Annotated in this window: 27 protein-coding genes; 8 read left to right on the top strand and 19 right to left on the bottom strand. The window is 74.2% G+C overall.

Annotated elements, in window-relative coordinates:
* Positions 1-192 precede the first annotated feature (192 nt).
* The 3 genes from ACN27A_RS32225 to ACN27A_RS32215 all read right to left on the bottom strand — a co-directional run bounded on the left by ACN27A_RS32225 (position 193) and on the right by ACN27A_RS32215 (position 2,136).
* Positions 193-942, bottom strand: coding sequence for a YebC/PmpR family DNA-binding transcriptional regulator (locus ACN27A_RS32225; protein WP_101409175.1), 750 nt, complete (start codon positions 940-942; stop codon positions 193-195).
* Between the two features lie 235 nt (positions 943-1,177).
* A complete protein-coding gene (locus ACN27A_RS32220) occupies positions 1,178-1,474 on the bottom strand; it encodes a hypothetical protein (protein WP_421458205.1) in 297 nt (98 codons plus the stop codon).
* Positions 1,475-1,476: 2 nt separating this feature from the next.
* Positions 1,477-2,136 carry an NADPH-dependent FMN reductase gene (locus tag ACN27A_RS32215; protein ID WP_421458204.1) on the bottom strand — a complete coding sequence of 220 codons (660 nt, stop codon included), beginning with the start codon at positions 2,134-2,136 and terminating at the stop codon, positions 1,477-1,479.
* A 104-nt stretch (positions 2,137-2,240) separates the two neighbouring features.
* On the opposite strand from ACN27A_RS32215, the gene ACN27A_RS32210 reads away from it, so the two are divergent.
* Positions 2,241-3,092 carry a helix-turn-helix transcriptional regulator gene (locus ACN27A_RS32210; RefSeq protein ID WP_421458707.1) on the top strand — a complete coding sequence of 284 codons (852 nt, stop codon included), beginning with the start codon at positions 2,241-2,243 and terminating at the stop codon, positions 3,090-3,092.
* A 39-nt stretch (positions 3,093-3,131) separates the two neighbouring features.
* Here ACN27A_RS32210 and pdxT read toward each other — a convergent pair whose 3' ends face one another.
* From pdxT to pgsA, 6 genes are all read right to left on the bottom strand, one after another.
* Positions 3,132-3,740: a pyridoxal 5'-phosphate synthase glutaminase subunit PdxT gene (gene pdxT, locus ACN27A_RS32205; RefSeq protein WP_421458203.1), complete on the bottom strand. Its 609-nt coding sequence runs from the start codon at positions 3,738-3,740 to the stop codon at positions 3,132-3,134.
* 99 nt (positions 3,741-3,839) lie between these two features.
* Positions 3,840-4,757, bottom strand: coding sequence for a pyridoxal 5'-phosphate synthase lyase subunit PdxS (pdxS, locus tag ACN27A_RS32200; RefSeq protein WP_151456191.1), 918 nt, complete (start codon positions 4,755-4,757; stop codon positions 3,840-3,842).
* Positions 4,758-4,973: 216 nt separating this feature from the next.
* A complete protein-coding gene (locus tag ACN27A_RS32195; protein ID WP_393167334.1) occupies positions 4,974-5,468 on the bottom strand; it encodes a hypothetical protein in 495 nt (164 codons plus the stop codon).
* A gap of 12 nt (positions 5,469-5,480) precedes the next feature.
* Positions 5,481-6,641 carry a glycosyltransferase family 4 protein gene (locus ACN27A_RS32190; protein ID WP_311414472.1) on the bottom strand — a complete coding sequence of 387 codons (1,161 nt, stop codon included), beginning with the start codon at positions 6,639-6,641 and terminating at the stop codon, positions 5,481-5,483.
* Between the two features lie 15 nt (positions 6,642-6,656).
* A complete protein-coding gene (locus tag ACN27A_RS32185; protein WP_421458202.1) occupies positions 6,657-7,589 on the bottom strand; it encodes a phosphatidylinositol mannoside acyltransferase in 933 nt (310 codons plus the stop codon).
* Positions 7,590-7,632: 43 nt separating this feature from the next.
* Positions 7,633-8,265 carry a phosphatidylinositol phosphate synthase gene (gene pgsA, locus ACN27A_RS32180; RefSeq protein ID WP_327027678.1) on the bottom strand — a complete coding sequence of 211 codons (633 nt, stop codon included), beginning with the start codon at positions 8,263-8,265 and terminating at the stop codon, positions 7,633-7,635.
* Between the two features lie 252 nt (positions 8,266-8,517).
* Here pgsA and ACN27A_RS32175 point away from each other — a divergent pair, with 252 nt between their 5' ends.
* Positions 8,518-10,680, top strand: a complete 2,163-nt coding sequence (locus tag ACN27A_RS32175) for an elongation factor G-like protein EF-G2 (protein ID WP_421458201.1) — start codon at positions 8,518-8,520, stop codon at positions 10,678-10,680.
* 161 nt (positions 10,681-10,841) lie between these two features.
* Here the strand turns inward: ACN27A_RS32175 and ACN27A_RS32170 are convergent, their stop codons facing one another.
* A complete protein-coding gene (locus ACN27A_RS32170) occupies positions 10,842-11,900 on the bottom strand; it encodes an aldo/keto reductase (RefSeq protein ID WP_421458200.1) in 1,059 nt (352 codons plus the stop codon).
* Between the two features lie 190 nt (positions 11,901-12,090).
* On the bottom strand, positions 12,091-12,603 hold the full coding sequence (locus tag ACN27A_RS32165) for an HIT family protein (RefSeq protein ID WP_421458704.1): 513 nt from the start codon (positions 12,601-12,603) through the stop codon (positions 12,091-12,093).
* Between the two features lie 224 nt (positions 12,604-12,827).
* Here ACN27A_RS32165 and ACN27A_RS32160 point away from each other — a divergent pair, with 224 nt between their 5' ends.
* The gene (locus tag ACN27A_RS32160; protein WP_421458199.1) at positions 12,828-13,565 is read left to right on the top strand and encodes a D-Ala-D-Ala carboxypeptidase family metallohydrolase; all 738 of its coding nucleotides are present in this window, start codon (positions 12,828-12,830) and stop codon (positions 13,563-13,565) included.
* Positions 13,566-13,626: 61 nt separating this feature from the next.
* Here ACN27A_RS32160 and thrS read toward each other — a convergent pair whose 3' ends face one another.
* Positions 13,627-15,627 (bottom strand): threonine--tRNA ligase, encoded by a 2,001-nt coding sequence (gene thrS / locus ACN27A_RS32155; protein WP_421458198.1) that lies wholly within the window; start codon positions 15,625-15,627, stop codon positions 13,627-13,629.
* Between the two features lie 266 nt (positions 15,628-15,893).
* On the opposite strand from thrS, the gene ACN27A_RS32150 reads away from it, so the two are divergent.
* Positions 15,894-16,790, top strand: coding sequence for a YcnI family protein (locus ACN27A_RS32150; protein ID WP_421458197.1), 897 nt, complete (start codon positions 15,894-15,896; stop codon positions 16,788-16,790).
* Between the two features lie 43 nt (positions 16,791-16,833).
* On the opposite strand, the gene ACN27A_RS32145 is transcribed toward ACN27A_RS32150, so the two are convergent.
* Complete coding sequence (locus tag ACN27A_RS32145; RefSeq protein WP_421458196.1) at positions 16,834-17,754, bottom strand: ADP-ribosylglycohydrolase family protein; 921 nt, start codon at positions 17,752-17,754, stop codon at positions 16,834-16,836.
* Between the two features lie 74 nt (positions 17,755-17,828).
* Between ACN27A_RS32145 and ACN27A_RS32140 the strand changes: the two genes are divergently transcribed.
* Together ACN27A_RS32140 and ACN27A_RS32135 are read left to right on the top strand one after the other, a co-directional pair.
* Positions 17,829-18,518, top strand: coding sequence for a response regulator transcription factor (locus ACN27A_RS32140; RefSeq protein ID WP_089001050.1), 690 nt, complete (start codon positions 17,829-17,831; stop codon positions 18,516-18,518).
* A 29-nt stretch (positions 18,519-18,547) separates the two neighbouring features.
* Entirely contained in the window at positions 18,548-19,936 is a 1,389-nt protein-coding gene (locus ACN27A_RS32135; RefSeq protein WP_421458195.1) for a HAMP domain-containing sensor histidine kinase, read from the top strand.
* A 238-nt stretch (positions 19,937-20,174) separates the two neighbouring features.
* On the opposite strand, the gene ACN27A_RS32130 is transcribed toward ACN27A_RS32135, so the two are convergent.
* Positions 20,175-21,200, bottom strand: coding sequence for an adenosine deaminase (locus ACN27A_RS32130; RefSeq protein ID WP_421458194.1), 1,026 nt, complete (start codon positions 21,198-21,200; stop codon positions 20,175-20,177).
* Positions 21,197-22,003: a trans-aconitate 2-methyltransferase gene (locus ACN27A_RS32125; protein WP_421458193.1), complete on the bottom strand. Its 807-nt coding sequence runs from the start codon at positions 22,001-22,003 to the stop codon at positions 21,197-21,199. The genes ACN27A_RS32130 and ACN27A_RS32125 overlap by 4 nt, the downstream gene beginning before the upstream one ends.
* A gap of 85 nt (positions 22,004-22,088) precedes the next feature.
* On the opposite strand from ACN27A_RS32125, the gene ACN27A_RS32120 reads away from it, so the two are divergent.
* Positions 22,089-23,072 (top strand): aldo/keto reductase, encoded by a 984-nt coding sequence (locus tag ACN27A_RS32120; protein ID WP_421458192.1) that lies wholly within the window; start codon positions 22,089-22,091, stop codon positions 23,070-23,072.
* A gap of 40 nt (positions 23,073-23,112) precedes the next feature.
* Positions 23,113-23,307: a hypothetical protein gene (locus ACN27A_RS32115; protein ID WP_421458191.1), complete on the top strand. Its 195-nt coding sequence runs from the start codon at positions 23,113-23,115 to the stop codon at positions 23,305-23,307.
* Between the two features lie 198 nt (positions 23,308-23,505).
* Here ACN27A_RS32115 and ACN27A_RS32110 read toward each other — a convergent pair whose 3' ends face one another.
* The 4 genes from ACN27A_RS32110 to ACN27A_RS32095 form a co-directional block, all read right to left on the bottom strand.
* On the bottom strand, positions 23,506-23,709 hold the full coding sequence (locus ACN27A_RS32110) for a cold-shock protein (protein ID WP_007075740.1): 204 nt from the start codon (positions 23,707-23,709) through the stop codon (positions 23,506-23,508).
* A 292-nt stretch (positions 23,710-24,001) separates the two neighbouring features.
* The gene (locus ACN27A_RS32105) at positions 24,002-24,274 is read right to left on the bottom strand and encodes a DUF4235 domain-containing protein (RefSeq protein WP_416607350.1); all 273 of its coding nucleotides are present in this window, start codon (positions 24,272-24,274) and stop codon (positions 24,002-24,004) included.
* A complete protein-coding gene (locus ACN27A_RS32100) occupies positions 24,271-24,621 on the bottom strand; it encodes a DUF3618 domain-containing protein (protein WP_421458190.1) in 351 nt (116 codons plus the stop codon). The genes ACN27A_RS32105 and ACN27A_RS32100 overlap by 4 nt, the downstream gene beginning before the upstream one ends.
* Positions 24,618-25,052 (bottom strand): phage holin family protein, encoded by a 435-nt coding sequence (locus ACN27A_RS32095; protein WP_151456905.1) that lies wholly within the window; start codon positions 25,050-25,052, stop codon positions 24,618-24,620. The genes ACN27A_RS32100 and ACN27A_RS32095 overlap by 4 nt, the downstream gene beginning before the upstream one ends.
* Positions 25,053-25,492: the final 440 nt, after the last annotated feature.

The raw sequence follows: 25,492 nt of genomic DNA, 5'->3' as shown, positions 1-25,492 counted from the left end.
AGCCTAGCCAGCGCGGGGCGGAACACCCCCGATCGCGGACCCCGCGAGTCCGGCGGGATCGGTCGTACGTCGGACGGCACGTCCGCGCGGCGGCGACCTGCGGGCCACCGCCTCCCGCCGCCGGCTCCCGGGTGGTGCCGGGAGTCGACGGCGGTCGCGGCGGTGCCGGCCCGCGCGCCGGGGACGCCGGGATCAGCCGACGGCCTCCATCACCTCGTCGCTGACGTCGAAGTTCGCGTAGACGTTCTGCACGTCGTCGCAGTCCTCCAGGACGTCGATCAGCTTGAAGATCTTGCGGGCGCCCTCCTCGTCGAGGGGGACGTTGACGCTCGGGATCAGCGACGACTCGGCCGACTCGTACTCGATGCCGGCGTCCTGGAGCGCGGTGCGCACGGCGATCAGGTCGGTCGGCTCGGAGACCACCTCGAACGCCTCGCCCAGGTCGTTGACCTCCTCGGCGCCGGCGTCGAGGACCGCCATCATCACGTCGTCCTCGGTCGTGCCGGCCTTGGGGACGAGCACGACGCCCTTGCGGGAGAACATGTACGACACCGAGCCCGCGTCGGCGAGCGAGCCGCCGTTGCGGGTCAGCGCGGTGCGCACCTCGGTGGCCGCGCGGTTGCGGTTGTCGGTGAGGCACTCGATGAGCATCGCCACGCCGTTGGGGCCGTAGCCCTCGTACATGATGGTCTGCCAGTCGGCGCCGCCGGCCTCCAGGCCCGAGCCGCGCTTGACGGCGCGGTCGATGTTGTCGTTGGGGACCGAGTTCTTCTTCGCCTTCTGGATGGCGTCGTAGAGTGTCGGGTTGCCGGCCGGGTCACCGCCGCCGGTGCGCGCGGCGACCTCGACGTTCTTGATCAGCTTGGCGAACATCTTGCCGCGCTTGGCGTCGATGACCGCCTTCTTGTGCTTGGTCGTCGCCCACTTTGAGTGGCCGGACATCTGCTACCTCCGTTGCTACCCGCCGTCTGCATCGACCGACCGCGCACGCCCCCGCTCCCGCCGGCGCACGCGGTGGTGCCGGGCAGCCCTGCGGGAAAGCCGTGGACGGGCAGCTGGCCCCGCCGAATCTCGGCAATCCTACCGACGCCCGGCGGGTCGCTGTCACCGCGCCGCGCGCCGCCGGCCCGCCCCGCCCGCCCGCAACGGGACGGACGGGACGAAAACGCGGCGGCGGTCAGAACCCGAAGCCGTACGAGCCCAACACCCTGAACCCGGAGGTGGACCGCTGTTCGCACCGGTCCTCCAAGCCGGGCCGGTAGCGGCGGAACGACTCCAGCTCCGGCAACGGGCCCGGCAGCTCGGGCGCCACGGCGATGTCCACGAAGCTCCGCTCGTCGTCCAGTTGGAGCGTCACGAACCGCAGCCCGGCCGGCTGGATCCGGGCCACCTCCTCGTGTACGGCCCCGAGCAGTCGCAGGTGCTCCGACAGGTGCCCGGCCCGGACCCGGTAGCTGATGATGATCGTCTCCATGCTCACCCCACCCGCTCCGCGCCGGCGTCGGCCGCCACCGGATCACCGGGGCGCGACTCACGCGACTGGGCGACGAGCTCCGTCAGCATCGCCGACAGGGCTTCCGCCCGCTCGGTCGCCGGGGCGATCCGCCCCGGTGCCGTCGGATCGCTCGGATCCGCCTCGGAGAAGTCGAAGTCGGTGAAGACGGTCAGCGAGACCGCGGTGGGCACGACCATCGCCCGCACCTCGGTCAGGACCTGCCGTAGGTGCTCGCCGGCGAGGGTGCCGCCCCGCACGCCGTAGCTGAGTATTCCGGCCGGCTTGCCGTTCCACTCGGCGTGGAGGTAGTCGACGGCGTTCTTCAGCACGGCCGGCACGGAGTGGTTGTACTCCGGCGTGACGAACACGAACGCGTCACAGGCCCCCACCAGGGCGGACCAGCGGCGGGTGTGCGGGTTCCGGTAGTCGCCGAACATCGCCGGCACCGGCTCGTCGAGCAGCGGCAACTGCTGCTCCGCCAGGTCCAGCACCGTCACGGTCGCCGCACCGGAACGCACCGCGTCGTGCCCCGCCGCGACCTCCGTCGCCCACCCCGCGACCGCCGGGCCGCGCCGGCCGGGACGGGTGCTTCCCACGATCAGGCCGATCCGGACCGGCCCTGCTGTCTGTGCGTTCTCCATGCCGACGAGCCTGCGACCGGACCGGCGGCGTGGGGAGACCGCCGCAAGGGTGGCCCCGACAGGGCCACCCTCCGTCGGCGGAACACTGCCAGGATGGCCGGGTGATGGACGGAGAGCTGGGCGCGTTCCTGCGTAGCCGCCGGGAAGCCGTGCAGCCGGCCCAGGTCGGCCTCGCCGCAGGGTCCCGGCGGCGCACGCCCGGGCTGCGTCGCGCCGAGCTGGCGACGCTCGCACAGGTCAGCGTCGAATACCTGACCCGCCTGGAACAGGGCCGCGACACCCATCCGTCGCCCGAGATCCTCGCCGCGCTCGCCGACGCCCTGTTGCTCGACGACGCCGACCGCGAGCATCTGCGGCAGTTGGCGGCGGCGAACCACGGCCGGCGCCTGTGTCCGGGTGAGCGGCAGACAGTCTCCCGCACGGTCCGGCCGACCGTCGGCGCAGTGCTCGACGCGCTGCGGGACTCCCCCGCGTACGTGCTGAACCGGCTGGGCGACGTGCTGGCCTGGAACGATCCGTTCGACCGGCTGGCCCGCCCGCTGGGCCTGTTCGACGGCCACCGCCCCAACCTGGTGTGGTTCGTGCTGGCCGACGAGCGCGCCCGCGACCACTTTCCCGACTGGGCACAGCTGGCCGACCACCAGATCACCGAGCTGCACCGGCTGCGCCAGGGTGACCCGGCCGTCGACGACTTCGCCGAGCGGCTCGCCCGTACGGTCGGCGCGCCCTTCACCGAGCGGTGGCGGCGGCGACCGGTGGCCGCGCCGGTCACCGGCGTGCGGGGGGTGCGGCACCCGGAGGTGGGGCTGCTGCGCCTGACCTACGAGACGCTGGAGTTCGCCGACAGCGACCACCAGCGTCTCGTCGTCCACCTGCCCGCCGACGCGGCCACCGCGGCCGGGTTGGACCGGCTGCGGGGCCGCCTGCCCGGGCATCTGCGCCCGGTGGCCGGCTGAGGCGAGGGTCCTCCCGGGCGGAGGACCCGCCGCCGCCAGTCAGCGGGACGCGCGGACCATCGCCACGAAGTACGCGTGCACCCGCGCGTCGCCGGTCAGCTCGGGATGGAACGAGGTGGCCAGCAGGTTGCCCTGCCGCACCGCCACGACCCGTCCGGCGGCCGGGCCCTCGGTCACCGTGCCGAGCACCTCGACGCCGTCGCCGACCCGCTCGACCCACGGCGCCCGGATGAACACCGCGTGGAACGGGCCGCCCTCGACCCCGGTGACCCCCACCGGCGCCTCGAACGAGTCGACCTGCCGGCCGAACGCGTTGCGCCGTACGGTCATCTCGATGCCGGCGAAGCCGCGCTGGTCGGGCCGGCCGTCGAGGACCTCGGTGGCCAGCATGATCATGCCGGCGCAGGAGCCGTAGACCGGCATGCCGCCGGCGATCCGCTTGTCGATCGGCTCGCGCAGCTCGAAGATGTCCGCGAGCTTGCTGATCGTGGTGGACTCCCCGCCGGGGATGACCAGCCCGTCCACCGCGTCCAGCTCCTGCGGGCGGCGTACCGGGCGGGCGTCCGCACCGGCCTCGGCGAGCGCGGCCACGTGCTCGCGGACGTCCCCCTGAAGGGCGAGCACGCCGATCACGGGTGCGTCGCTCATCTGCCGTTCCTCTCGTAATGAACGTGCCGGCGTGGTTGCTGTGTCAGGAAGGGCACCTTCCCATGCACCAGGCGATGGGAAGGTGCCCTTCCTGACAGCTCACCAGCCGCGCTCGGCCAGGCGGTGCGGCTGCGGGATCTCGTCGACGTTGATGCCGACCATCGCCTCACCGAGGCCCCGGGAGACCTTGGCCAGCACGTCCGGGTCGTCGTGGAAGGTGGTGGCCTTGACGATCGCGGCGGCGCGCTGCGCGGGGTTGCCGGACTTGAAGATGCCGGAGCCGACGAAGACGCCCTCGGCGCCCAGCTGCATCATCATCGCGGCGTCGGCCGGGGTGGCGATACCACCGGCGGTGAAGAGCACCACCGGCAGCTTGCCGCTCTCGGCGACCTCCTTGACCAGCTCGTACGGCGCCTGGAGCTCCTTGGCGGCCACGAACAGCTCGTCGGTCGGCAGCGAGCTCAGCCGGCGGATCTCCTGGCGGATCTTGCGCATGTGGGTGGTGGCGTTGGAGACGTCACCGGTGCCGGCCTCGCCCTTGGAGCGGATCATGGCCGCGCCCTCGGTGATCCGGCGCAGGGCCTCGCCGAGGTTGGTCGCCCCGCAGACGAAGGGGACGGTGAAGGCCCACTTGTCGATGTGGTTCGCGAAGTCGGCCGGGGTCAGCACCTCGGACTCGTCGACGTAGTCGACGCCGAGCGACTGGAGGATCTGGGCCTCCACGAAGTGACCGATCCGGGCCTTGGCCATGACCGGGATGGAGACGGCGTTGATGATGCCGTCGATCATGTCGGGGTCGCTCATCCGGGACACCCCGCCCTGGGCGCGGATGTCGGCGGGCACCCGCTCGAGCGCCATCACCGCGACGGCGCCGGCGTCCTCGGCGATCTTGGCCTGCTCGGCGTTGACCACGTCCATGATCACGCCGCCCTTGAGCATCTCGGCCATGCCGCGCTTGACGCGGGCGGTGCCGGTGACGGGGCTGGCGCTAGCGTTCTGGGCAGTGGTTTCGGGCACGGGTCATCGCTCCTCGAACGTGCTCGGGGGGTGGCTGCGGAAATGCTACGACGGCTCCAACGCCGATCCGACAGCCAATCAGACCCACGGTGGCCTGCACTGTGGCAGCCATCACCGGCCCCGCGTGGTTCCTTCCCACCTGCCCCGCTGCTCCCGGATGCGAAGTCCGTCCCCTCTCCGCCCGCGATGTTCCCGTGCGGGGACGCCCGTTGGGGGTCAGGTGGCGGGGACGTCAGCCGGGACGGTCAGGGTGGGGTCGTCGATGTCGAAGTAGGTCGGCCAGGGGCGTCGGCGCCCCATCCGCAACAGGCGCACCAGCGGGCGGCCCCGTGCCGCGCGGGCGTCGCGGACCAGGTCGGTGTGCACCTGGCGGGCCAGGGCGAGCCGCCGGCTGGCGCCGATCACCGCCTCGCAGCCCGGATCCGCCGGGTCCAGCTCCACCGCCCGCAACTGGCGGGTGAGGTCGTTCTCGGCGGCCTCCCGCTCGTCGGGCTCGGCGTCCAGCGCGATCCGCGCCGCCGCGTACAGCTCGACGCCGTAGCGGCGCTCGGCCAGGACCGCGGCGGCGGCCGCCCGGCGCAGCAGGTGGGCCTCCAGGGCGCGGGCCGCCAGCTCCGCCCGCGCGTGCAGCCGGGCGACCCGCCCGGCGGTCCAGACGAGGTACGCCGCCACCAGCCCGACGACCAGGGCCGCGAGCACCACCCACCACATGCCCGACATCGTCTAGTCCAGCCCCACCCATTCGGTGTCCATGACCCGCCCGTCGGTGGCCTCGATCGCCGCCGCGTACACCTCCAGCACCCGCCGGGCGACCACCGGCCAGTCGAAGGTGGCCACCACCTGGTCGCCGCAGGCGGTCAGCGCGGCCCGGGCGCCGGGATCGTCGAGCAGGTCGGCCAGGGCGGTACGCAGCGCGGCCGGGTCCCCGGTCGGGAAGAGCCGGCCGGCCCGGCCGCCGTCGAGCACCCGGCGGAACGCGTCGAGGTCGCTGGCGACGACGGTCGTGCCCGCCGCGAGCGCCTCGGTGAGGATCATGCCGAAGGACTCGCCGCCGGTGTTCGGCGCCACGTAGAGGTGCACGCTGCGCAGCATCCGCGCCTTGTCCTCCTCGGAGACCAGCCCGAGGAAGGTCACCCGGTCCCGCAGGTCGGCCGGGAACCGCCCGAACAGGTCGTCCGCGTCGCCGGGCCCGGCCACCAGCAGCCGCAGGCCGGGACGCTGCCGGGCCAGCTCGACGAAGGCGTCGCGCAGGATCGGGAAGCCCTTGCGGGCCTCGGTGAACCGGCCGAGGAACCCGATTGCCCCGTCGCGGCCCGGCGGGCACTCCCCCGGCCAGCCCGGCAGGGGCTGCGCGTGGCTGAACTTCGCGACGGCCACCCCGTTGGGGATCTCCACCGCCCCGCCGTCCATGTGCTCGACCTGCACCTTGCGCGCCAGGGCGCTCACCGCGATCCGGGCGGTGATCCGCTCCAGCACGATCTGGAGCACGCCCTGCGCGGCGGCCAGCGCCCGCGACCGGGTCATCGCGGTGTGGAAGGTCGCCACCACCGGGCCGCGGGCGGAGAGCACGGCCAGCAGCGACAGGCTCAGGGTCAGCGGCTCGTGCACGTGCAGCACGTCGAACTCGCCCCGGATGATCCACCGCCGCACCCGCGCGGTGGAGACCGGGCCGAAGGCGATGCGGGCCACCGAGCCGTTGTACGGCAGCGGCAGGGCCCGTCCCGCCGGCACCACGTACGGCGGCAGCGGGGAGTCCTCGTCGGCCGGGGCGAGCACGCTCACCTCGTGCCCGAGCCCGATCAGCGCCTCGGCGAGGTCCATGACGTGGTTCTGCACCCCACCGGGCACGTCGAAGGAGTACGGGCACACGATGCCGATGCGCACGTGCAAACGCCTCCCTTACGCCTGTCCGGCGGCCGGGGAGGGCAGGGCCGCGTCGCCGCCCCTGCCGTGCTGGTCCAGCCACATCCGCTGCAACATGTGCCAGTCTTCCGGATGCCGGGCGATGCCCGCCGCCAGACCGTCGGCGATCCGCTGGGTCAGCGACCGGACCCGCTGGTCGAGCGGGCCCTCCTCGGGGCCGGGCAGCGGCAGCGGTCCCTCGATCGAGGCGCACGCCGCGTCCGCCTCGTACCACATCGAGGCGACGTAGAGGGGCGCTCCGGTGCGCAGCGCGAGCAGGGCCGGGCCCGGGGGCATCCGGGTGCGGTGGCCGAAGAACTCGACCTCCACGCCCCGCGCGGAGAGGTCCCGGTCGGCCAGCAGGGGCACCACCGTGCCGGCCCGGACCCGGTCGACCAGCACGTCGAAGGCGTTGCGCTCGCCGCCGTGGGTGGGCAGGATCTCCATGCCCAGGCTCCGGCGGAAGGCGAGGAAGCGCTGGTAGACGCCCTCGGGCTTGAGCCGCTCGGCGACCGTGGTGATCGGCCAGCCGGTCGCCGCGACCCAGGCGCCGGCCGCGTCCCAGTTGCCGGCGTGCGGCAGCGCCACCACCGCGCCCCGCCCGGCCGCCACGTCGGCGGCGAGCTTCTCCTCGCCGTCGAGCCGGAACCCGGCCAGGATCTCCGCCCGGCTGAGCGCGGGCAGCCGGAACGCCTCCAGCCAGTACCGGGCGTACGAGCGCAGGCCACGACGGACCAGCTCGTCGAGCTCGGCCTCCGGCAGGTCGGGGCCGACCACCCGGCGCAGGTTCGCGCGCAGTCGGGCCGTACCCCCGCCGCCGCGACGGTGGGCGCGGTCGGCGCCCGCCCGGAACGCCGCCGCCGCGACGGACCGGGGCAGCGCGCGGATCACACGCCACCCGGCGACGTAGCCGAGCTCGGTGAGGTTCACCGGCGCCGGCCCCCCGGCCCCGGCCGACCGGCGGGTGTCGCGCTCACCCCTGCCCGCCCGGGGTGTGCACCCGCTGGGCCTGGCGGTAGACGTGCGCCATGCGCTGGCCGACGGTGAAGATCGACACGGCGGCGAGCAGCCAGAGCGCGATCTCCAGCGCGGGCTTGACGCCGACGCCGGTGAGCAGCCCGCCGACGCCGACGATGAGCAGCCGCTCGGTGCGCTCGGCGATGCCCACGTTGCAGGTCATGCCGAGCCCCTCGGCGCGGGCCTTGACGTAGGAGACCAGCCCGCCGGCGGCCAGGCAGAGCAGCGCGGCGGCGACGCCCGAGTACTGGTGCTGGGTGGCCAGCCAGTACGCCACCGCGCCGAAGACGGCGCTGTCGGCGACCCGGTCCATGCTCGAGTCGAGGAACGCCCCGAACTTCGTCGAGCCCCCGCTCATCCGGGCCATCGTCCCGTCGAGCAGGTCGGTGAGCGCGAAGAAGGTGACTATCAGGGCCCCGGCGACCAGATGACCGCGGGCACCGAAGCCGAGCGCGCCGACGAGCACCCCGAGGGTGCCCGCCACGGTGACCGCGTTGGGAGTTACGCCCGCTCGGAGCAGGCGGCGTGCGACCGGCTCGACGACACGGGTCATCCCCGCGCGGGCCGACACTTGGAAGATCTTCGCCATGGCGGTCCCACGATAACGGTCCGCGTAGCAGCAGTGGTACGGCCGGTCAGGCGACCCGCGGGGACGGAGCCTTGTGCCGGCCCCGGATCGGGTGTGAGATCGGGGCAGGGAAGTGAGCCAGCTCACCCACCCGCCCGTTGATTACCCGCAAACCGGCACCACACCGGAGGATGTCGCCGCGGAACCCGACCGGGCCGCTTCCCCGTCGCGCGCGGCGGTCGCCACCAACCACGGCTGAGGGAGGTGCGCCCCATGGCGCAGAAGAGTCAGGAGAAGGGGGCCGCCGGCGGCGCGCCGGTGGTGACCGAGCCCGGCAGGATCCGCAACGTGGTGCTCGTCGGGCACTCCGGGGCGGGCAAGACGACCCTGGTCGAGGCGCTGCTCGCGGCGAGCGGCACGATCGGCCGGCCCGGCAACGTCGCGGACGGCACCACCGTCTGCGACCACGACCCGGCGGCCGTACGCCAGCAGCGCTCGGTGAGCCTGGCCTGTGCCCCGCTGCTGCACGACGGGGTCAAGGTCAATCTGCTCGACACCCCCGGCTACGCCGACTTCGTGGGCGAGCTGCGGGCGGGCCTGCGGGCCGCCGACGCGGCGCTGTTCGTGGTCTCCGCCGTCGACGGGATGGACGCCGCCACCGCCGCCCTCTGGGAGGAGTGCGCGGCGGTCGACATGCCCCGGGCGGTCGCCGTGGCCCGGCTGGACCACCCGCGCGCCGACTTCGACGAGGCCGTGGCGCTGTGCCAGCGGGTCTTCGGCGACAACGTGCTCCCCCTCTACCTGCCGATGCTCGGCGACGACGGGATCTCCACCGTCGGCCTGCTCGGCCTGATCACCCGCCGGGTCTTCGACTACACCGCCGGCCTGCCGGCCGAGGTACGCGAGCCGGACCCGGAGCACCTGCCCGCCATCGTCGAGTCCCGCAACGAGCTGATCGAGGGGATCATCGCCGAGAGCGAGGACGAGTCCCTGATGGACCGCTACCTCGACGGGGAGGAGATCGGCACCGACGTGCTCGTCGACGACCTGGAGAAGGCGGTCGCCCGCGGCCACTTCTACCCGGTGGTGCCGGTCTGCGCCGAGACCGGCGTGGGGCTGGACGCGCTGCTGGAGGTGCTCACCGCCGGCTTCCCCTCGCCGCTGGAGCACGAGCTGCCGGCGGTCGCCGGGGTGGACGGCTCCCCCCGGCCGCCGCTGACCTGCGACCCGGACGGCCCGCTGGTCGCCGAGGTGGTCAAGACGACCGTGGACCGGCACGTCGGCCGGGTCTCCCTGGTCCGGGTCTTCTCCGGCACCCTGCGCCCCGAGCAGACCGTGCACGTCTCCGGGCACGGCATGGCCGAGCGCGGCCACCCCGACCACGACGCCGACGAGCGGGTCGGCCACATCTACACGCCGCTGGGCGCGAGCCTGCGCGAGGTGGGCGCCTGCGTGGCCGGCGACATATGCGCGATCACCAAGTCGGGCAGCGCGGAGACCGGCGACACCGTCTCCGCCAAGGACGAGCCGCTGCTGATCGCCCCCTGGGAGATGCCCGAGCCGCTGCTGCCGGTGGCCGTCGTGGCCCGCAGCCGCGCCGACGAGGACGCCCTGGCGCGCAACCTGGCCCGCCTGGTCGCCGGCGACCCCACCATGCGGCTGGAGCGCAACCCGGAGACCCACCAGCTGGTGCTCTGGTGCATGGGCGAGGCGCACGCCGACGTGGTGCTGGAGCGCCTGCGCGCCGGCGGGGTGGAGCTGGACACCGAGCCCGTCCGGGTCGCGCTGCGCGAGACGCTGACCGTCCGGGCGTCGGGGCACGGCCGGCACGTCAAGCAGTCCGGCGGCCACGGCCAGTACGCCGTCTGCGACATCGAGGTCGAGCCGCTGCCGCCCGGCGCCGGATTCGAGTTCGTCGACCGGGTGGTCGGCGGGGCGGTGCCGCACAACTACGTCCCCTCCGTCGAGAAGGGCGTCCGCGCCCAGATGGAGCGCGGCCTGGTCGCCGGCCACCCGGTGGTGGACCTGCGGGTGACCCTCGTCGACGGCAAGGCGCACAGCGTCGACTCCTCCGACGCGGCCTTCCAGACCGCCGGCGCTCTCGCCCTGCGCGACGCCGCCGGGAAGGGGCAGCCGGCGCTGCTGGAGCCGATCGACGAGGTGGCGGTGCGGGTGCCCGACTCCTCGGTGGGCGCGGTCATGGGCGACCTGTCCGGCCGGCGCGGCCGGGTGCTCGGCACCGAGGCCGACCCCGAGGCCGAGGGACGCACCGTCGTCCGGGCCGAGGTACCGGCCACGGAGCTGCTCCGCTACGCGGTCGAGCTGCGCTCCATGACGTCGGGCACCGGCACGTTCCGCCGCCACTTCGTCCGCTACGACCCGATGCCCGCCCACCTGGCCGACCAGCTCCGCAAGGAACACCCCACCCACCCCTAGCCCGCCCCGCCCCGGGGTCGCGGAGTCGAGGGGTCGATCATGCAGTTGTGGTGCCCCGCATAAGGCTCGATACAGGGCATCACGCCCACCACAACTCCATGATCGGCGCCGCCGGGACGGGTGGGCAGCCGGGCCGGCGAGGCCGGCGAGGGGGGCGGGCGTCAGGGGCGGGCGGTGGGGGGCAGCGGGCTCGGGTGGTGGGGGCGGTCGGCGTCGCGGAGGGCGGCCGAGCGCAGCGCGGCCAACTGGCGCTCCACCTCGGCGAACTGGTCGGCCGGCAGCGGACCCCGGCGCAGGGCCCCGGCGTTCTCCTCCACCTGGGCCACGGTGCGGCAGCCGGGAATCGGGACGGTGCGGTCGCTGCGTGCCCAGAGCCACCCGAGCGCGCCCTGCGCGAGGGTACGCCCGTCAGCGGTCAACGCCGCCCGCACGGCGGTGACGCGGCGCAGCCACTCCGGCGCCGGCCGGCCGCCCCGGAACCACTCCAGCCAACCGGGGGCGACGCCGCGCACGTCGTCGCGGGGCAGCGTGGAGCCGGCCGTGTACTTGCCGGAGAGCAGGCCCATGCCCAGCGGTCCCCGGTTGACGCTGGCGAGGTCGTACTTGTCGCAGACGGCGAGCAGTTCGGGGGCGTCCCGGAGCACCGACAGCGTGTGCTGCACGGCGGTGGCGTGCCGGGCGTCCCGCCCGAACGCGGCGGCCCGGTCCGGGCGGTCGGTGCTCCAGCCGTACGCCCGGATCAGCCCTTCGGCGACCAGGTCCTCCAGGGTGCCGACGAGCGCCTCGGCCCGCGGCACCGGCAGGTCCGCCAGGTGCAGCTGGTAGAGGTCGATCCGGTCGGTGCCCAACCGGCGCAGCGAGTGTGCGACGGCCTGCCGCAGGTACGCCGGGGAGGGGTCCTCGCCGGTGGCCTGGCGGGCGGCCTCGTCGAAGGTGTAGCCCCACTTGGTGGCGATCACGGCCTCGTCGCGCCGGCCGGCGAGGGCCCGGCCGAGCACCCGCTCGCCGTGCCCGGCCCCGTAGGTGTCGGCGGTGTCGAAGAGCGTCACGCCGAGGTCGAGCGCGTGCCGGATCGCGCGGACCGACTCGTCGTCGTCGACGGCGCCCCAGCCCAGCGGCTGGCCGCCCTCGGCCCAGGGGCCGCCGATCGCCCAGCACCCCATGCCGAGGGCGCTGACCTCGATGCCGCTGCGGCCCAACGTCCGCGTCGTCACTGCCATCGCCAGATCGTGCCACCTCGCGCCCGACCCGGGACAGGAAGTTTGCCGACGACACGGCCGCCCGCAGCCGCCGACCGGCCCGGACGCTTCTTGAGGAGCGATCGGTGCGGGAGCGAGGCCGGCGGGCGGGGAGGGGCCCGCAGGCGGAGCCGTGCGCCGTCACGGACCGCCGGGAAGAGCGAGGGTCGGTCTAGGTCGGCCAGGCCCGGGTGAACAGGTCGCGGGTGTCGGTGAGCAGTTGCGGCAGGACCTTCGTCTGCCCGATCACGGGCATGAAGTTGGCGTCGCCGCCCCAGCGGGGCACCACGTGCTGGTGCAGGTGCGCGGCGATGCCCGCGCCGGCCACGCCGCCCTGGTTCATGCCCAGGTTGAACCCGTGCGCGTTGCTCACCTTGCGCACCACCCGCATGGCGGTCTGGGTGAACGCCGCCAGCTCGGTGGTCTCGGCCAGGTCCAGCTCGGTGTAGTCGGCCACGTGCCGGTAGGGGCAGACCAGCAGGTGCCCGGGGTTGTAGGGATAGAGGTTGAGCACCGCGAACACGTGCTCGCCCCGGGCCACCACCAGGCTCTCCCCGGGCGCCAGCCCCGGGGCCCGGCAGAACGGGCAGCCGGCCGGCCGCTCGTAGCCGCCCTCGGGCCGGTCCTCCCCGGAGATGTAGGTCATCCGGTGCGGAGTCCAGAGCCGCTCCAGGCCGTCGGCCATGCCGCTGTCCGTGTGCCGTTCCACCCCAGTCACGCCACCGATCCTACGTTCCCGGCGACGCCCGCTCCGGACGCCGTACGCCGGTCCGCGCCCGCCCCCGACGCCCCCCTGGGGCCCGGATCGCGTCCAGGGGGACGGATAGGGGGTGAAAGTTCTTGACGAACTGATGAACGTGAATGAAGAATCCATCCACAGACATCATCCCTTGTCGATGGGAGCCCATCGTGAGAACCGCATTCCGCCGCTTTGGCCGGGCACTCGCCGCCTGCGCGCTCGCCGCCTCCACCGCCCTCGTGGGCGTGGTGGCGACCAGCAGCCCCGCGCAGGCGGACGGCTGCTACACATGGGGACGCGTCCTCTCCCAGGGCGCCACCGGCGAGGACGTCCGGCAGCTGCAGATCCGGCTCGCCGGCTACCCCGGCTACAACGCCCAGCTCTCCCTCGACGGCGCGTTCGGCCCGGCCACCCGGTCCGCCGTGATCCGCTTCCAGCAGGCGTACGGCCTGGCCGCGGACGGCATCGCGGGGCCGGCGACCCAGAACCAGCTCTACGCGCTCCAGGACAACGACTGCACCCCGGTCAACTTCACCTACGCCGAGCTGAACCGGTGCAACAGCACCTGGTCCGGTGGCGCGGTCTCCGCCAGCACCGCCAAGTTCAACGCGCTGGTGTCGATGTGGAAGCTCCAGGCCATGCGCAAGGCCCTCGGCAGCGTGTCGATCAACATCAGCAGCGGCTTCCGCAGCTACTCGTGCAACAGCGCGGTCGGCGGCGCCTCCAACAGTCGGCACCTCTACGGCGACGGCGTCGACCTGGTCGGGTCGCCCTCGTTCTGCCGGCTCGCCCAGCAGGCCCGCTACCACGGCTTCGGCAACATCCTCGGCCCCGGCTACCCGGGCCACAACGACCACACCCACGTCGGGGCGGTCGGCGGCTGGTCCGCGCCGAGCTGCGGGATCTGACACCTGACGACCCCATGACGAAGGCCCCCCGCGGTGCGGGGGGCCTTCGGTGCGTCGCGGGTCAGGCGGCGGACGGGCCGACGTTGGTCCGGGAGCCGACCACGTCGAGCACGTGGGCCACGGCGTCGGCGACCGGCACCCCGTTGCGCTGCGAGCCGTCCCGGTAGCGGAACGAGACGGTGCCGGCGGCCACGTCGTCGTCGCCGGCGATCACCATGAACGGGACCTTCTGCTGCTGGGCGGTGCGGATCTTCTTCTGCATCCGGTCGTCGCCCGCGTCGACCTGGGCGCGGACGCCCTCGGCGCGCAGCGCGGCGACGAAGCCGTGCAGGTAGTCGGTGTGGTCCTCGCGGATCGGGATGCCGACCACCTGCACCGGGGCCAGCCACGCCGGGAACGCGCCCGCGTAGTGCTCGGTGAGCACCCCGAAGAAGCGCTCGATCGAGCCGAAGAGCGCCCGGTGGATCATCACCGGCCGCTGCCGGGTGCCGTCGGCGGCCTGGTACTCCAGCCCGAAGCGCTCCGGCAGGTTGAAGTCGACCTGGATGGTGGACATCTGCCAGGTCCGGCCGATGGCGTCCTTGGCCTGCACCGAGATCTTCGGGCCGTAGAAGGCCGCGCCGCCCGGGTCGGGCACCAGGTCCAGTCCGGACTCCTCGGCGGCGGAGCGCAGCGCCTCGGTGGCCCGCTCCCAGTTCTCGTCGGTGCCGACCGACTTCTCCGGGTTGCGGGTGGACAGCTCCAGGTAGAAGTCGTCCAGGCCGTAGTCACGCAGCAGTTCGAGCACGAAGACGAGCAGCGACTTCAGCTCGCCCGCCATCTGCTCCTCGGTGCAGAAGATGTGCGCGTCGTCCTGGGTCATGCCGCGTACCCGGGTCAGGCCGTGCACCACGCCCGACTTCTCGTAGCGGTAGACCGTGCCGAACTCGAACATCCGCAGCGGCAGCTCGCGGTAGGACCGCCCCCGGGACCGGAAGATCAGGTCGTGCATCGGGCAGTTCATCGGCTTGAGGTAGTAGCTCGCGCCCTCGACCTCCATGGGCGGGAACATGCCGTCGGCATACCAGTCCAGGTGACCGGAGACCTCGTACAGGTGGCCCTTGGTGATGTGCGGGGTGTTGACGAAGGCGTAGCCGGCCTGCTCGTGCTTGATGCGCGAGTAGTTCTCCATCTCCCGGCGGATGATGCCGCCCTTGGGGTGGAAGACCGCCAGGCCCGAACCCAGTTCGTCGGGGAAGCTGAACAGGTCCAGGTCCACGCCGAGCTTGCGGTGGTCGCGCCGCGCGGCCTCCTCCAGCAGCTTCAGGTACGCCTTCAGCTCGTCCCGGGTCGGCCAGGCGGTGCCGTAGACCCGCTGGAGCTGCGGGTTCTTCTCCGACCCGCGCCAGTACGCGGCGGCCGAGCGCATCAGCTTGAACGCGCCGATCAGTCGGGTGTTCGGCAGGTGCGGGCCCCGGCACAGGTCCGACCAGCAGACCTTGTCCTCCTTGGCGGCGAGGTTGTCGTAGATGGTCAGCTCGCCGCCGCCCACCTCCATCACCTCGGAGGTGTCCAGCCCCTCGCCCTTGACGTCGATGAGCTCCAGCTTGAACGGCTCGGCGGCCAGCTCGGCCTTCGCCTCGTCGAGGCTGCCGAAGCGCCGGCGGCGGAACCGCTGACCGGACTTGACGATCTCCTGCATCCGCTTCTCGAGCTTGCCGAGGTCGTCCGGCTGGAACGGCTTGTCGACGGCGAAGTCGTAGTAGAAGCCGTTCTCGATGGGCGGGCCGATGCCGAGCTTGGCGTCCGGGAAGACGTCCTGCACGGCCTGGGCGAGCACGTGCGCGCAGGAGTGCCGCAGCACGTTGAGCCCGTCCGGCGAGTCGAGGCTGACCGGCTCGACCTCGGTGTCGGCCTGCGGGGCCCAGTCCAGGTCGCGCAGCTGGCCCTGCGGGTCGCGGACCACCACGATCGCCTTCGGGCCGGACGCGGGCAGACCGGCCGCGGCCACCGCGTCGGCCGCCGTGGTCCCGGCGGCGACGACGACGGGGTCGGCCACGGCGGGGGTACGGGGTGCGGACACGGTGACTCCTCCAGCAGACGGCACGGATGACGCCGAACGTTCGGCTCCTGCGATGCTATCGGTCGCCCCCGCCGGGGCGGTCGCCGACGCCACCGCCCCCGGGGTCCGTGGGACGGGCGTCGCCCCGCCGCCGCCCCGGGACGGGCCGGGCGCGCCGGGTCCGGCCGGCGTCCTGGGCCCTGCGTTGAACCTTTGCGTCCCCGCGTCCGAACTACCGGACGTGGCCGGAACCGTGCCGGCCCCGTGGAGACGGATGGGACCGAACGATGGCGACGATGCACGGTGTGCGGCCCGGGTCCCGGCGCCGGGCCGCGACGGTGGCCGTCCTGGCGGCGGCCGGGGTGCTGACCTGGCCCGCCCCGGCGTACGCGGCCGACGTGACGACCAGCCCGACGCAGGCGCGACAGGGCGGTGCGGTGAAGCTGGAGTTCGTGGTGCCCGACGAACTGCCGGGCGCCCGCGCCGAGCGGATCGAGATCCGGCTGCCGGCCGACGCCCCGATCGCCGAGGTCTATCCGATGTCGGTGCCCGGCTGGGCGCCCCGGATCACCACCCGCAGGCTCGACCAGCCGGTCGCCGGCATCCACTCGTCCCGGGTCGACGAGGTGACCAGCGCGGTGACCTGGGTCCGGATGCCCGGCACGGCTCCCGGTCCGGCCCGACTCACCCTGTCCATGGGGCCGTTGCCGCAGACCGACCGGCTCACCTTCGAGGTGCTGCGCACGTACGCCGACGGCACGGTGGTGCGCTGGGCCGGGCCGAGCGGGGATCGCCGGGCACCGGCGCTCACCCTGCTGCCGGCGGCCCCCGGCGCGGCGGCCGGGCACGGCGGGCACGGCGCCGCCCCGGCGGCCGGGGCGGCGGCTGGCGGGGCGGGCGACGTCCCGGCGGCGGGGGCCCGGGCGGCCGGTGCGCCGGCGGCCGGCGACGTCCCGGTCGGCAGCGGGAACGCGGACGGGATGCTGGCCGCCGGGCTGCTCGCCGGCCTCGGCGGAGGCGCGGCGATCGGCTGGCTGGTCAGCCGGTGGCGGCGCCGCGAGCCGGCCGAGCCGGTCGACCTGTCGGTGCTGCGGGAGGACCCGACGCCCCGGACCGGCCCGGACGGGGCCGGGCCGGCCGCCGCCGAAGCGCAGTCGCCGGGCAGGCCGGTCGCCGCCCGCTGAGCATGGTGCGCGGGGCGCGCGTCGGACCCCGGATAGGCGGCGGTCAGCCGGCCCAGTCCGGCAGGGGCTCGCGGGCGGCCAGCCAGTCGGCCGGCACCCCGCCCGGCGTGCCGACGCCGGTGTGCGCGGCCACCACCGCCCCGACGATGGCGGCGGTGGTGTCGACGTCCCCGCCGGCCTCCACGCACGCGCTGACCGCCGCCGGGTAGTCGTCCAGGTGCACGGCGGCCACCCAACAGGTGAAGGCGACGGTGTCCTGGGCGGTGACCCGGGAGCCGTTGCCGAGCACGTCGGCGGCCACGGCGACCGGGCGGTCGAGCAGGCCGGCGGCCCGGCGTACGCCCCGGTGCACCTCCGTGGCCGGGTCCAGCGCGGCGGTCACGCCGGCCAGCAGCCGCTCCGGGGCGGGCCGGTGGCCGTCGAGGCGGGCGCGGGCGGCCAGTGACGCGGCCACCGCCACCGCGACCGCGCCGGCGACGCCCTCCGGGTGCGCGTGGGTCACCTCCGCCGACGCCCGGGCCTGTGCCGCCGCCCGCGCGGTGGAGTCGGCGTACCACGCGCCCAGCGGACCGACCCGCATCGCCGCGCCGTTGCCGCAGGAGCCCTGACCGTCGAAGGCCGAGGCGGCCGCCACCGGCCACGGCGTGCCGGTGCGGATCAGCCGCAGGATGGTCACCGCGCCCGGCCCGTACCCCCGGTAGGGCTCGCAGCGCTCGGCGAAGGCCGCGGCGAGGGCGTCGCGGTCGATCCGGCCGGTCTCGGCCAGGGCGGCGACCACCGAGCAGGCCATCTCGGTGTCGTCGGTCCACTGCCACGGCGGCGGGGGCAGCTTCCCGGCGGCCAGGTCGGCCGGGTGCCGGCCGGGAACGAAGAACTGCGAGCCGAGCGCGTCGCCCACCGACAGGCCGGCGAGGGAGTCCCGGGCCAGCGCGAGGCGGGTGTCGGGAAAGAGCGTGAAAGACATCGTTGTACCAGCTTGCCCTGTTGCCTCGTGTGCCGCAAACGCGATCAACTTGCCACCGCGAGTACGGTCTTGCTGTGGCCACCGTGCTCCTGGTCGAAGACGATCACGTCGTACGCGGCGCGATGCTGCGATCCCTCGCCGACCGGGGGCACGCCGTGCACGCCGTCGGCACGGCGCTGGACGCGCTGCGCCGGGTGGCGGCCGAGACCCCCGACCTCGTGGTGCTCGACCTCGGGCTGCCCGACCTCGACGGCTCGGACGCGCTGCGCATGCTGCGCGGCATCACCGACGTGCCGATCATCATCGCCACCGCCCGCGACGACGAGCAGTCCGTGGTGCGGCTGCTGCGCGCCGGGGCCGACGACTACATGGTCAAGCCGTTCACCGGCGCGCACCTCGACGCGCGGATCACCACCGTGCTGCGCCGGGCCGGGCGGGCCAGCCGGACGGTGCAGCCGGCCGTGCACAGCGTCGGCGGGCTGCGGGTGGACGTCGGCGAGCGCAGCGCCCACCTCGACGGCGAGCCGCTGGCGCTGACCCGCAAGGAATTCGACCTGCTGGCCTATCTCGCCGCGCGGCCGGGCCGGGTAGTGTCCCGCCGGGAACTTCTGGAGGAGGTATGGCGGCAGCCATCGGTCGGCGAGGACCAGACCATCGACGTTCACCTGTACTGGCTGCGCCGCAAAATGGGCGAGTCCGCGGCGAAGCCGCGCTACCTGCGCACCGTGCGGGGGGTCGGCTTCCGGCTGGTGGCGCCGGACTGAGGCCGTCGCTGGCCCTGCTCACGGCCGGCATGTGCGCCCTGGTGGCGCTCGCGTTCCTGGTCCCGCTCGCCCTCGGTCTCGCCGACCGGGCGCGCGAGGAGGCCATCGCGGACGCCGCCCGACGCAGCGCGCTGGTGACCGGCGCGCTCGCCGTCAGCACCGACCCCGCCGTGGTGCAGCGCGTCGTGGCGGCCAGCGGCGACGACCCGGCCACCCGGCCGGTCGTGCACGGGCTCGGGGTGGACGAGTCGGCGGGCCGGGCCGACGCCGGGAGTCTCGAGCGCGCGCGGGCCGAGCGGCGTTCCGTGGTCGTCGACGTCGAGGGCGGCGTGCTCCGGCTGGACCCGGTGGTGCTCGGCGACACCACGGCCGTGGTCGAGGTCTTCGTGCCCGAGTCGGAGTTGGCCGGCAACAGCCGGTGGCTGCTGCTGCTCGGGGTGGCCGCCGCCCTGGTGGGCGCGGCGGTGCTGGTGGTGGACCGGGTCGCCGCCCGCGCGGTCGACTCGGCCCGGGGCCTGGTCCGCGCGGCGCTCGCGATCGGCGACGGCGACCAGGGCGTACGCGTCGACCCGAGCGGCCCACGTGAGCTGGCCGAGGCCGGGCACGCCTTCAACCGGATGGCCGACCGGCTGGACGCCGCCCGCACCGACGAACGGGAGCTGGTCGCCGACCTGTCGCACCGGCTGCGCACCCCGCTGACGGTGCTGCGGCTCGACGCGGAGGCGCTGGAGTCCGACGACACCAGCGTGGGCTCGTTCAGCGAGGCGGAACTGGACCGGCGGCGCGGCATCCGCCGGATCCGGCAGGCGATCGTCACCCTCGAGGGCGAGATCGACGTGCTGATCAAGACCACCCGCAAGGCGGTCGCGCACGAGGCCGGGCCGGCGATGTGCGACGTCAGCGAGGTGGTACGCGACCGGATGGTGTTCTGGGCCGCCCTGGCCGGCGACCAGAACCGGCCGCACCGGGTCAGCGGCGCCCAGCTGCGCATCCCGGCACCGGTTCCCCGGGCCGAGCTGGCCGCCGCGCTGGACGCGGTGATCGGCAACGTCTTCCGGTACACCCCGCAGGGCACCGCGTTCGAGGTGGCGGTCTCGCGTCGCGACGGGTACGTGGCCATCCGGATCGACGACGCCGGGCCGGGGATCGCCAACCCGGACCGGGCGCTGCGCCGGGGCGCCAGCGATCAGGGCTCGACCGGGCTGGGGCTGGACATCGCCAAGCGGGTGGCGTTGCAGGCGAACGGCTCGGTCAGCATCGACCGGGCCCGGCTGGGCGGGGCGAGCGTGGTGATGCTGCTCGCCGACCCGGAGGCGACGCCCCGGCAGGTCAGCCGGTTCGGCCTGGTCGGCCGGATGGCCCGGGAGCAGAAGACCGGCAGCCGCCGCTGGCCCCGCCAGCGGCCCACCGACGACTGAGCCGCGGCCCGGCCGGGCGCCCCGGTCCGGCGGCCGGTTGTGGGGCGGCGCAAGTCTTCCTTAGATCGCGGTTAACCGTGGTGCCGGAGCGGGCCGGCGCTGACAGGATCGAATCCGAACCCATCAGTTCCACCGGCCAATGCCTCGGGGCACCCCACCGGCCGGTGGAGCCGGGCGCGCGGCGGGAGACTCGGTCCCCCCACACCTCCTCCCGCCGCGCGCCGCCCCCTCTCCGCGCTCAGCCGGTGGCGGCGGCCAGGTGGGCGTCGATCTCGGCGGTGATCCGCCGCTTGCCGGCCGGGTCCAGGAACGAGGCGGTCACCGCGTCGCGGGCCAGCGCCGCCAGCCCCTCCGGGCCCACGTCGAGCAGCCGGGCCGCGACGGCGTACTCCTCGTCGAGGGTGGTGCCGAACATCGGCGGGTCGTCGGAGTTGATGGTGACCAGCAGGCCGGCCTCGACCAACTGCCGCAGCGGGTGCTCCTCGATGCTGACGACCGCGCGGGTACGCACGTTGGACGTCGGGCAGACCTCCATGCCGATGCGGTGCTCGGCGAGATAGGCCAGCAGCTCCGGGTCCCGCGCGGCGGAGATGCCGTGCCCGATCCGCTCCGCGCCGAGGTCGCGCAGCGCGTCCCAGACCGTCTGCGGGCCGGTGGTCTCGCCGGCGTGCGGCACCGAGCGCAGCCCGGCCGCCCGGGCCCGGTCGAAGTACGGCTTGAACTGCGGCCGGGGCACCCCGATCTCGGGGCCGCCGAGGCCGAAGCTGATCAGCCCGTCCGGGCGCTCCTCCAGCGAGATGCGCAGCGTCTCCTCGGCCGCCGGCAGGCCGGCCTCGCCGGGGATGTCGAAGCACCAGCGCAGCTCGATGCCGAAGTCCGCCTCGGCCCGCTTGCGGGCGTCCTCGATCGCCTCGCAGAAGGCGGGCGCGGGGATCCCCCGGTGCACGTGCGAGTAGGGCGTGACGGTCAGCTCGGCGTAGCGGACCTGCTGGCGGGCCAGCTCGCGGGCGACCTCGTGGGTGAGCAGCCAGACGTCCTCGGGGTCGCGGATGAGGTCCACGACGCTCAGGTAGACCTCGATGAAGTGCGCGAAGTCGCGGAAGGCGAAGTAGTCGGCGAGTGCGGCCGGGTCGGCGGGCACGGGGCTGCGGCCCTCGTGGCGGGCAGCCAACTCGGCGACGATCCGGGGCGAGGCGGAGCCGACGTGGTGCACGTGCAGCTCCACCTTGGGCAGTCCGGCGATGAAGGTTTGCAGGTCGGTCACTGGTTCTCCTCTGCGCGGGCGCCGGTGCGGGCGACGAAGAAGACGCGGCGGAACGGGAAGTGCACCTGAGCGTGCCGCACCGGGTACGCCTCGGCGAGTCGTACGCCCAGCTCGGCCCGGAAGTCGGCCCAGCCGGCGGCGTCCAGGGCCGCGCGGACCGGCCGGAGCGCGGTCCCCTCCAGCCAGCTCAGCACGGGGTGGTCCGCGTCGACGCGGGCCGGCAGCAGGTGCACGTAGGTAGTCTCCCAGGCGTCCACCGCGCAGCCGGCACCGGTCAGCAGCTCGGCGTAGCCGACGGCGGTGTCGTCGGCCGGGGGCCGGCGCAGCAGCGGGGCGACGTCGGCACGCCACGCCGGACGGTCGGCGACCTCGCGCAGCGCCCGGTGCGAGGGGGCGTCGAAGTTGCCCGGCACCTGCACGGCCAGCCAGGCGCCGGCGGGCAGTTCTCTGGCCCAGCGGGTGAGCAGCTCCCGGTGGCCGGGCACCCACTGGAGCACGGCGTTGCTGACCACGACGTCCACGTCGGGCTCCGGGTGCCAGTGCCGGACGTCGCCGACGGCGAAGGAGACCCCGGCGGCGGCAGGGGCAGCGGCGGTGGCCTCCGCGATCATCTCCGGCGAGGAGTCGAGGCCGGCGATCCGGCTGTCCGGCCACCGCGCGGCGAGGGTGGCGGTGAGGTTGCCCGGGCCGCACCCGAGGTCGACCACCGCGCGCGGGCGCTCGGCCGGGACCCGGGCGAGCAGGTCGTGGAAGGGCCGCGAGCGCTCGTCGCCATAGCGCAGGTACGCCGTCGGATCCCACATCGCTGCCTCCCAAACCGTACGTCCGTCTTGTTTCACCGTACGGCCCGTCGCGCGACCGGACAAGCCGATCACTAGGCTCAGTCCCATGGAGCAGCGCACCTTTCCCCGGCTGGGGCGGCGCGTCGGGGTGATCGGGCTGGGCGCCTGGCAGCTCGGCGCGGACTGGGGCACGGTCAGCGAGGCCGACGCCACCGCCGTGCTGACCGCCGCCGTCGAGTCGGGGGTCACCTTCCTCGACACGGCGGATGTCTACGGCGACGGGCGCAGCGAGCAGCTCATCGGGCGGTTCCTGCGCAGCCGGCCCGACGCCGGGCTGACCGTGGCCACCAAGATGGGCCGCCGCGTCGCGCAGACACCCGAGGCGTACACCCTGGCGCACTTCCGCGAGTGGACCGACCGGTCCCGGCGCAACCTCGGCACGGACACCCTCGACCTGGTGCAGCTGCACTGCCCGCCCACCGCCGTCTTCGCCGACGACGCAGTCTTCGACGCGCTGGACACCCTGGTCGCCGAGGAACGCGTCGCCGGCTACGGGGTGAGCGTGGAGACCTGCGAACAGGCGCTCACCGCGATCGCCCGGCCGGGGGTGGCCAGCGTCCAGATCATCCTCAACGCGCTGCGGCACAAGCCCCTCGACCGGGTGCTCCCGGCCGCTGCCGCCGCCGGGGTCGGCGTCGTCGCCCGCGTCCCACTGGCCAGCGGGCTGCTCTCCGGCCGGTACGACGAACACACCACCTTCGCCGCCGACGACCACCGCACCTACAACCGGCACGGCGAGGCGTTCGACATCGGCGAGACCTTCTCCGGTGTCGACTTCGCGCTGGGCCTGGCCGCCGTGCGCCGGCTGGCGCCGCTGGTCGGCGACGGGCGCAGGATGGCCCAGTTCGCGCTGCGCTGGGTCGTCGACCAGCCCGGCGTCACCGTGATCATCCCCGGCGCCCGCGACGCCACCCAGGCCCGGGGCAACGCCGCCGTGGCCGGCCAGGCCCCGCTCTCCGGACGGGAGCTGGCGGCGGTGGCGGAGATCTACGACGAACTGGTCCGTCCGCGGGTGCACGACCGGTGGTGAGTCGGGCGGCCCGGACCGGCAACGACGGAGGGAAGACGCGATGAAGGGCTGGCTGCCGCTCACCCTCGGCCTGCTCGCCGTGGTCGGCGGTGCGATGTGGACGGTGCAGGGCCTCGGCTACGTCGAGGGCAGCGTCATGACCGACCAGCGTATCTGGGCCGTGCTGGGGCCCGTCGTCGTCCTGGCCGGGCTGGTCGCGCTCTGGTTCGGGATGCACGCCCGCAAGCGACGCTGAGCACGGGGCCCGCCGCCCGCCGCTCCCAGTGGGCGGCCAGGGTGGCGAGTGGCAGGCCGGGCGCCGGCAGCTCGCGTACCGGCTGCGGCGGCGGGCCCCGTGGACGCGGAAAGCCCCGCATCCCGGGCGGGATACGGGGCTTCGCTGTGATCCGGGCGTCGGATCACCCACTGGCCGGCGGCTGCCGACCGGCACTGCTCAGATGGGGCGGACCTGCTCGGCCTGCGGACCCTTCTGACCCTGGGCGATCTCGAACTCCACCCGCTGGTTCTCCTCCAGCGTGCGGTAGCCGCTGGTCTGGATGGCCGAGAAGTGGACGAACACGTCAGCACCCCCGCCGTCGACGGTGATGAAGCCGAAGCCCTTGTCTGCGTTGAACCACTTCACGGTTCCCTGCGCCATGTGTATCTCCTTCTAAAACTGGCGGCCGAGCACGCCGTGCGGCCGATTGGCCGTTTTCGAGCAGCGGTGCCTGAGGCGGCCCCCACGAAGGAGACTTCGCTCAACCCACGCCATCTCTCAACAGCGTGGAACAGCAAACCACGTAGCGAAAACTCTGCACAGAGTACCGGACGAAATTCTTCGACATGTGACCTGACGGGTGCCGAAGATCCGCTGGGTGGGCCCTTGCACCCGTGCGAAAAGACCCCCGCACCAGCGCACCGGTACGGGGATCCTTTTCGTCGTCGTCGGGTCAGTCCGGCCAGCTTCCGGTGAACCGGCGTACGCCCACCGCGCCACCCCGGTCGACGGCGGCCCGGACGACCGAGAAGATCGCGCCCTGCAACGCCGCCGCCGCCAGGACCTCGCCCCAGCCGCGGTCCTCGTCGGTGGCGCTGGGCGCCTCACCGTCGCCCGCCGTCATCTTCCACACCTGCCGGAAGATCGCGCCCGCGACCGCGCCGGCGGCGATGCCCATCAACACGCCGACCGGCTTGTACGCGGCCTTCCCGATGCCCCTGCTCACCGCTGCCTCCCCCGAACGATCATCAACACGATCACGGCCGCCACCGCGCCCGCCGCGAGGGCGACGAACGGCGTCGGGTTACGCCGTACGACGGCACCCTTCTCCTGCGCCTGCTCCCGCGCGAGCTGCGCCTTCTGCGCCGCCTGCCCGCGCACCCGGGCCACGGTCTGCGCCGTCTGGTCCCGCATCCGCTCCTTCGCCTGGTCGGCGGAGGACCTCAGCCGCGCCTTGACGTCGGCCTTGGCCGCCAACGCCTCCATCGTCTCCCCCAGCTCGACCCGGGTCCGCCGGATCTCCTCCCGCAGCGCCTCAGTGTCGCCGGTGCCCCGGCCGTTGCCCGTCGTCATGCCCGTCCCCTGTCCTTCACGGCGGCGGCGACCGTGTCCACGTCCGCCCGGACGCTACGGACCGCGGCCTGCGGCACCGGCGGGACCGCCTGGCTGACCTGCTTCTTGCCCACCAGGGCCAAGACCCCGGCCATCGCGAAGAGCACCACCGCGACGATCAGGGCCGCCGCCCAGGCCGGAAGCACCAGGTCGAGCAGCAGGATCGCGGTGGCGACCAGGGCGCCCAGGCCGTACAGCGCCAGCGCCCCGCCGCCGCCGAAGAGACCGATACCGATGCCGGCGTGCTTGCCCTTCTGGGTCAGCTCCGCCCGGGCCAGGGCCAGTTCGTCCCGGACCAGGCGGGAGACCTGCTCCGTGGCCCGCTGCACCAGCTCGGCGGTGGACGGCTCGCTCCCGGTCCGGGATGTGCGGGCGTTCGCCACGTCAGCCATGCTGTCCTCCTTTCATCATCACCGCGCTGTATGCCCGGAGTCGCCGCCCGTCAATCCTTCGCCCGGCAGCCGTTGAGCCCGGACCGCCGCGTCCCCGAGCCGCCGCACGGCGCGGAAGAAGGTGCAGAAGCGTCGCGCAGCAGGTCCCCGCCAAACGCCCGGTCAAACTTCCCGAGCCAGCGCACTCCGCCCGGTCGCCCCCACGAGGCACAACCCCGCCCACACCTCCAACGCCCCCACCCCCCACAGGTCACGCCCCACCCACCCCACCCGCGCCCCCACCCCACCGGACCCGCGCCCCCACCCGACCCGCGCCCCCTGGCCCCGCCGCACCCCGGGGCCCCGCCCACCGCTCGGGGTCGATCATGCAGTTGTGGCGGGCTTTATCCGAACGATGCCCCTTTTGCGGGGGACCACAACTGCATGATCGACGCCCCGCC

The organism is Micromonospora sp. WMMD737, from assembly GCF_049179055.1.
Classification (GTDB): Bacteria; Actinomycetota; Actinomycetes; order Mycobacteriales; family Micromonosporaceae; genus Micromonospora; species Micromonospora reichwaldensis.
This window is presented reverse-complemented; position numbering and strand designations above follow the sequence as displayed.

Bases quoted from the DNA above. Each gene is read 5' to 3' on its own strand.
- ACN27A_RS32115 (WP_421458191.1), top strand. From the start codon at position 23,113: ATGAAGGGCTGGCTGCCGCTCACCCTCGGCCTGCTCGCCGTGGTCGGC.
- ACN27A_RS32215 (WP_421458204.1), bottom strand. From the start codon at position 2,136: ATGGAGAACGCACAGACAGCAGGGCCGGTCCGGATCGGCCTGATCGTG.
- ACN27A_RS32110 (WP_007075740.1), bottom strand. From the start codon at position 23,709: ATGGCGCAGGGAACCGTGAAGTGGTTCAACGCAGACAAGGGCTTCGGC.
- ACN27A_RS32120 (WP_421458192.1), top strand. From the start codon at position 22,089: ATGGAGCAGCGCACCTTTCCCCGGCTGGGGCGGCGCGTCGGGGTGATC.
- ACN27A_RS32210 (WP_421458707.1), top strand. From the start codon at position 2,241: ATGGACGGAGAGCTGGGCGCGTTCCTGCGTAGCCGCCGGGAAGCCGTG.
- ACN27A_RS32150 (WP_421458197.1), top strand. From the start codon at position 15,894: ATGGCGACGATGCACGGTGTGCGGCCCGGGTCCCGGCGCCGGGCCGCG.
- ACN27A_RS32220 (WP_421458205.1), bottom strand. From the start codon at position 1,474: ATGGAGACGATCATCATCAGCTACCGGGTCCGGGCCGGGCACCTGTCG.
- ACN27A_RS32170 (WP_421458200.1), bottom strand. From the start codon at position 11,900: ATGGCAGTGACGACGCGGACGTTGGGCCGCAGCGGCATCGAGGTCAGC.
- pdxT (WP_421458203.1), bottom strand. From the start codon at position 3,740: ATGAGCGACGCACCCGTGATCGGCGTGCTCGCCCTTCAGGGGGACGTC.
- ACN27A_RS32225 (WP_101409175.1), bottom strand. From the start codon at position 942: ATGTCCGGCCACTCAAAGTGGGCGACGACCAAGCACAAGAAGGCGGTC.
- ACN27A_RS32100 (WP_421458190.1), bottom strand. From the start codon at position 24,621: ATGACGACGGGCAACGGCCGGGGCACCGGCGACACTGAGGCGCTGCGG.
- pgsA (WP_327027678.1), bottom strand. From the start codon at position 8,265: ATGGCGAAGATCTTCCAAGTGTCGGCCCGCGCGGGGATGACCCGTGTC.
- ACN27A_RS32175 (WP_421458201.1), top strand. From the start codon at position 8,518: ATGGCGCAGAAGAGTCAGGAGAAGGGGGCCGCCGGCGGCGCGCCGGTG.
- ACN27A_RS32135 (WP_421458195.1), top strand. From the start codon at position 18,548: ATGTGCGCCCTGGTGGCGCTCGCGTTCCTGGTCCCGCTCGCCCTCGGT.
- ACN27A_RS32145 (WP_421458196.1), bottom strand. From the start codon at position 17,754: ATGTCTTTCACGCTCTTTCCCGACACCCGCCTCGCGCTGGCCCGGGAC.
- ACN27A_RS32125 (WP_421458193.1), bottom strand. From the start codon at position 22,003: ATGTGGGATCCGACGGCGTACCTGCGCTATGGCGACGAGCGCTCGCGG.
- ACN27A_RS32095 (WP_151456905.1), bottom strand. From the start codon at position 25,052: ATGGCTGACGTGGCGAACGCCCGCACATCCCGGACCGGGAGCGAGCCG.
- ACN27A_RS32195 (WP_393167334.1), bottom strand. From the start codon at position 5,468: ATGTGGTGGGTGGTGCTCGCGGCCCTGGTCGTCGGGCTGGTGGCGGCG.
- ACN27A_RS32165 (WP_421458704.1), bottom strand. From the start codon at position 12,603: ATGGCCGACGGCCTGGAGCGGCTCTGGACTCCGCACCGGATGACCTAC.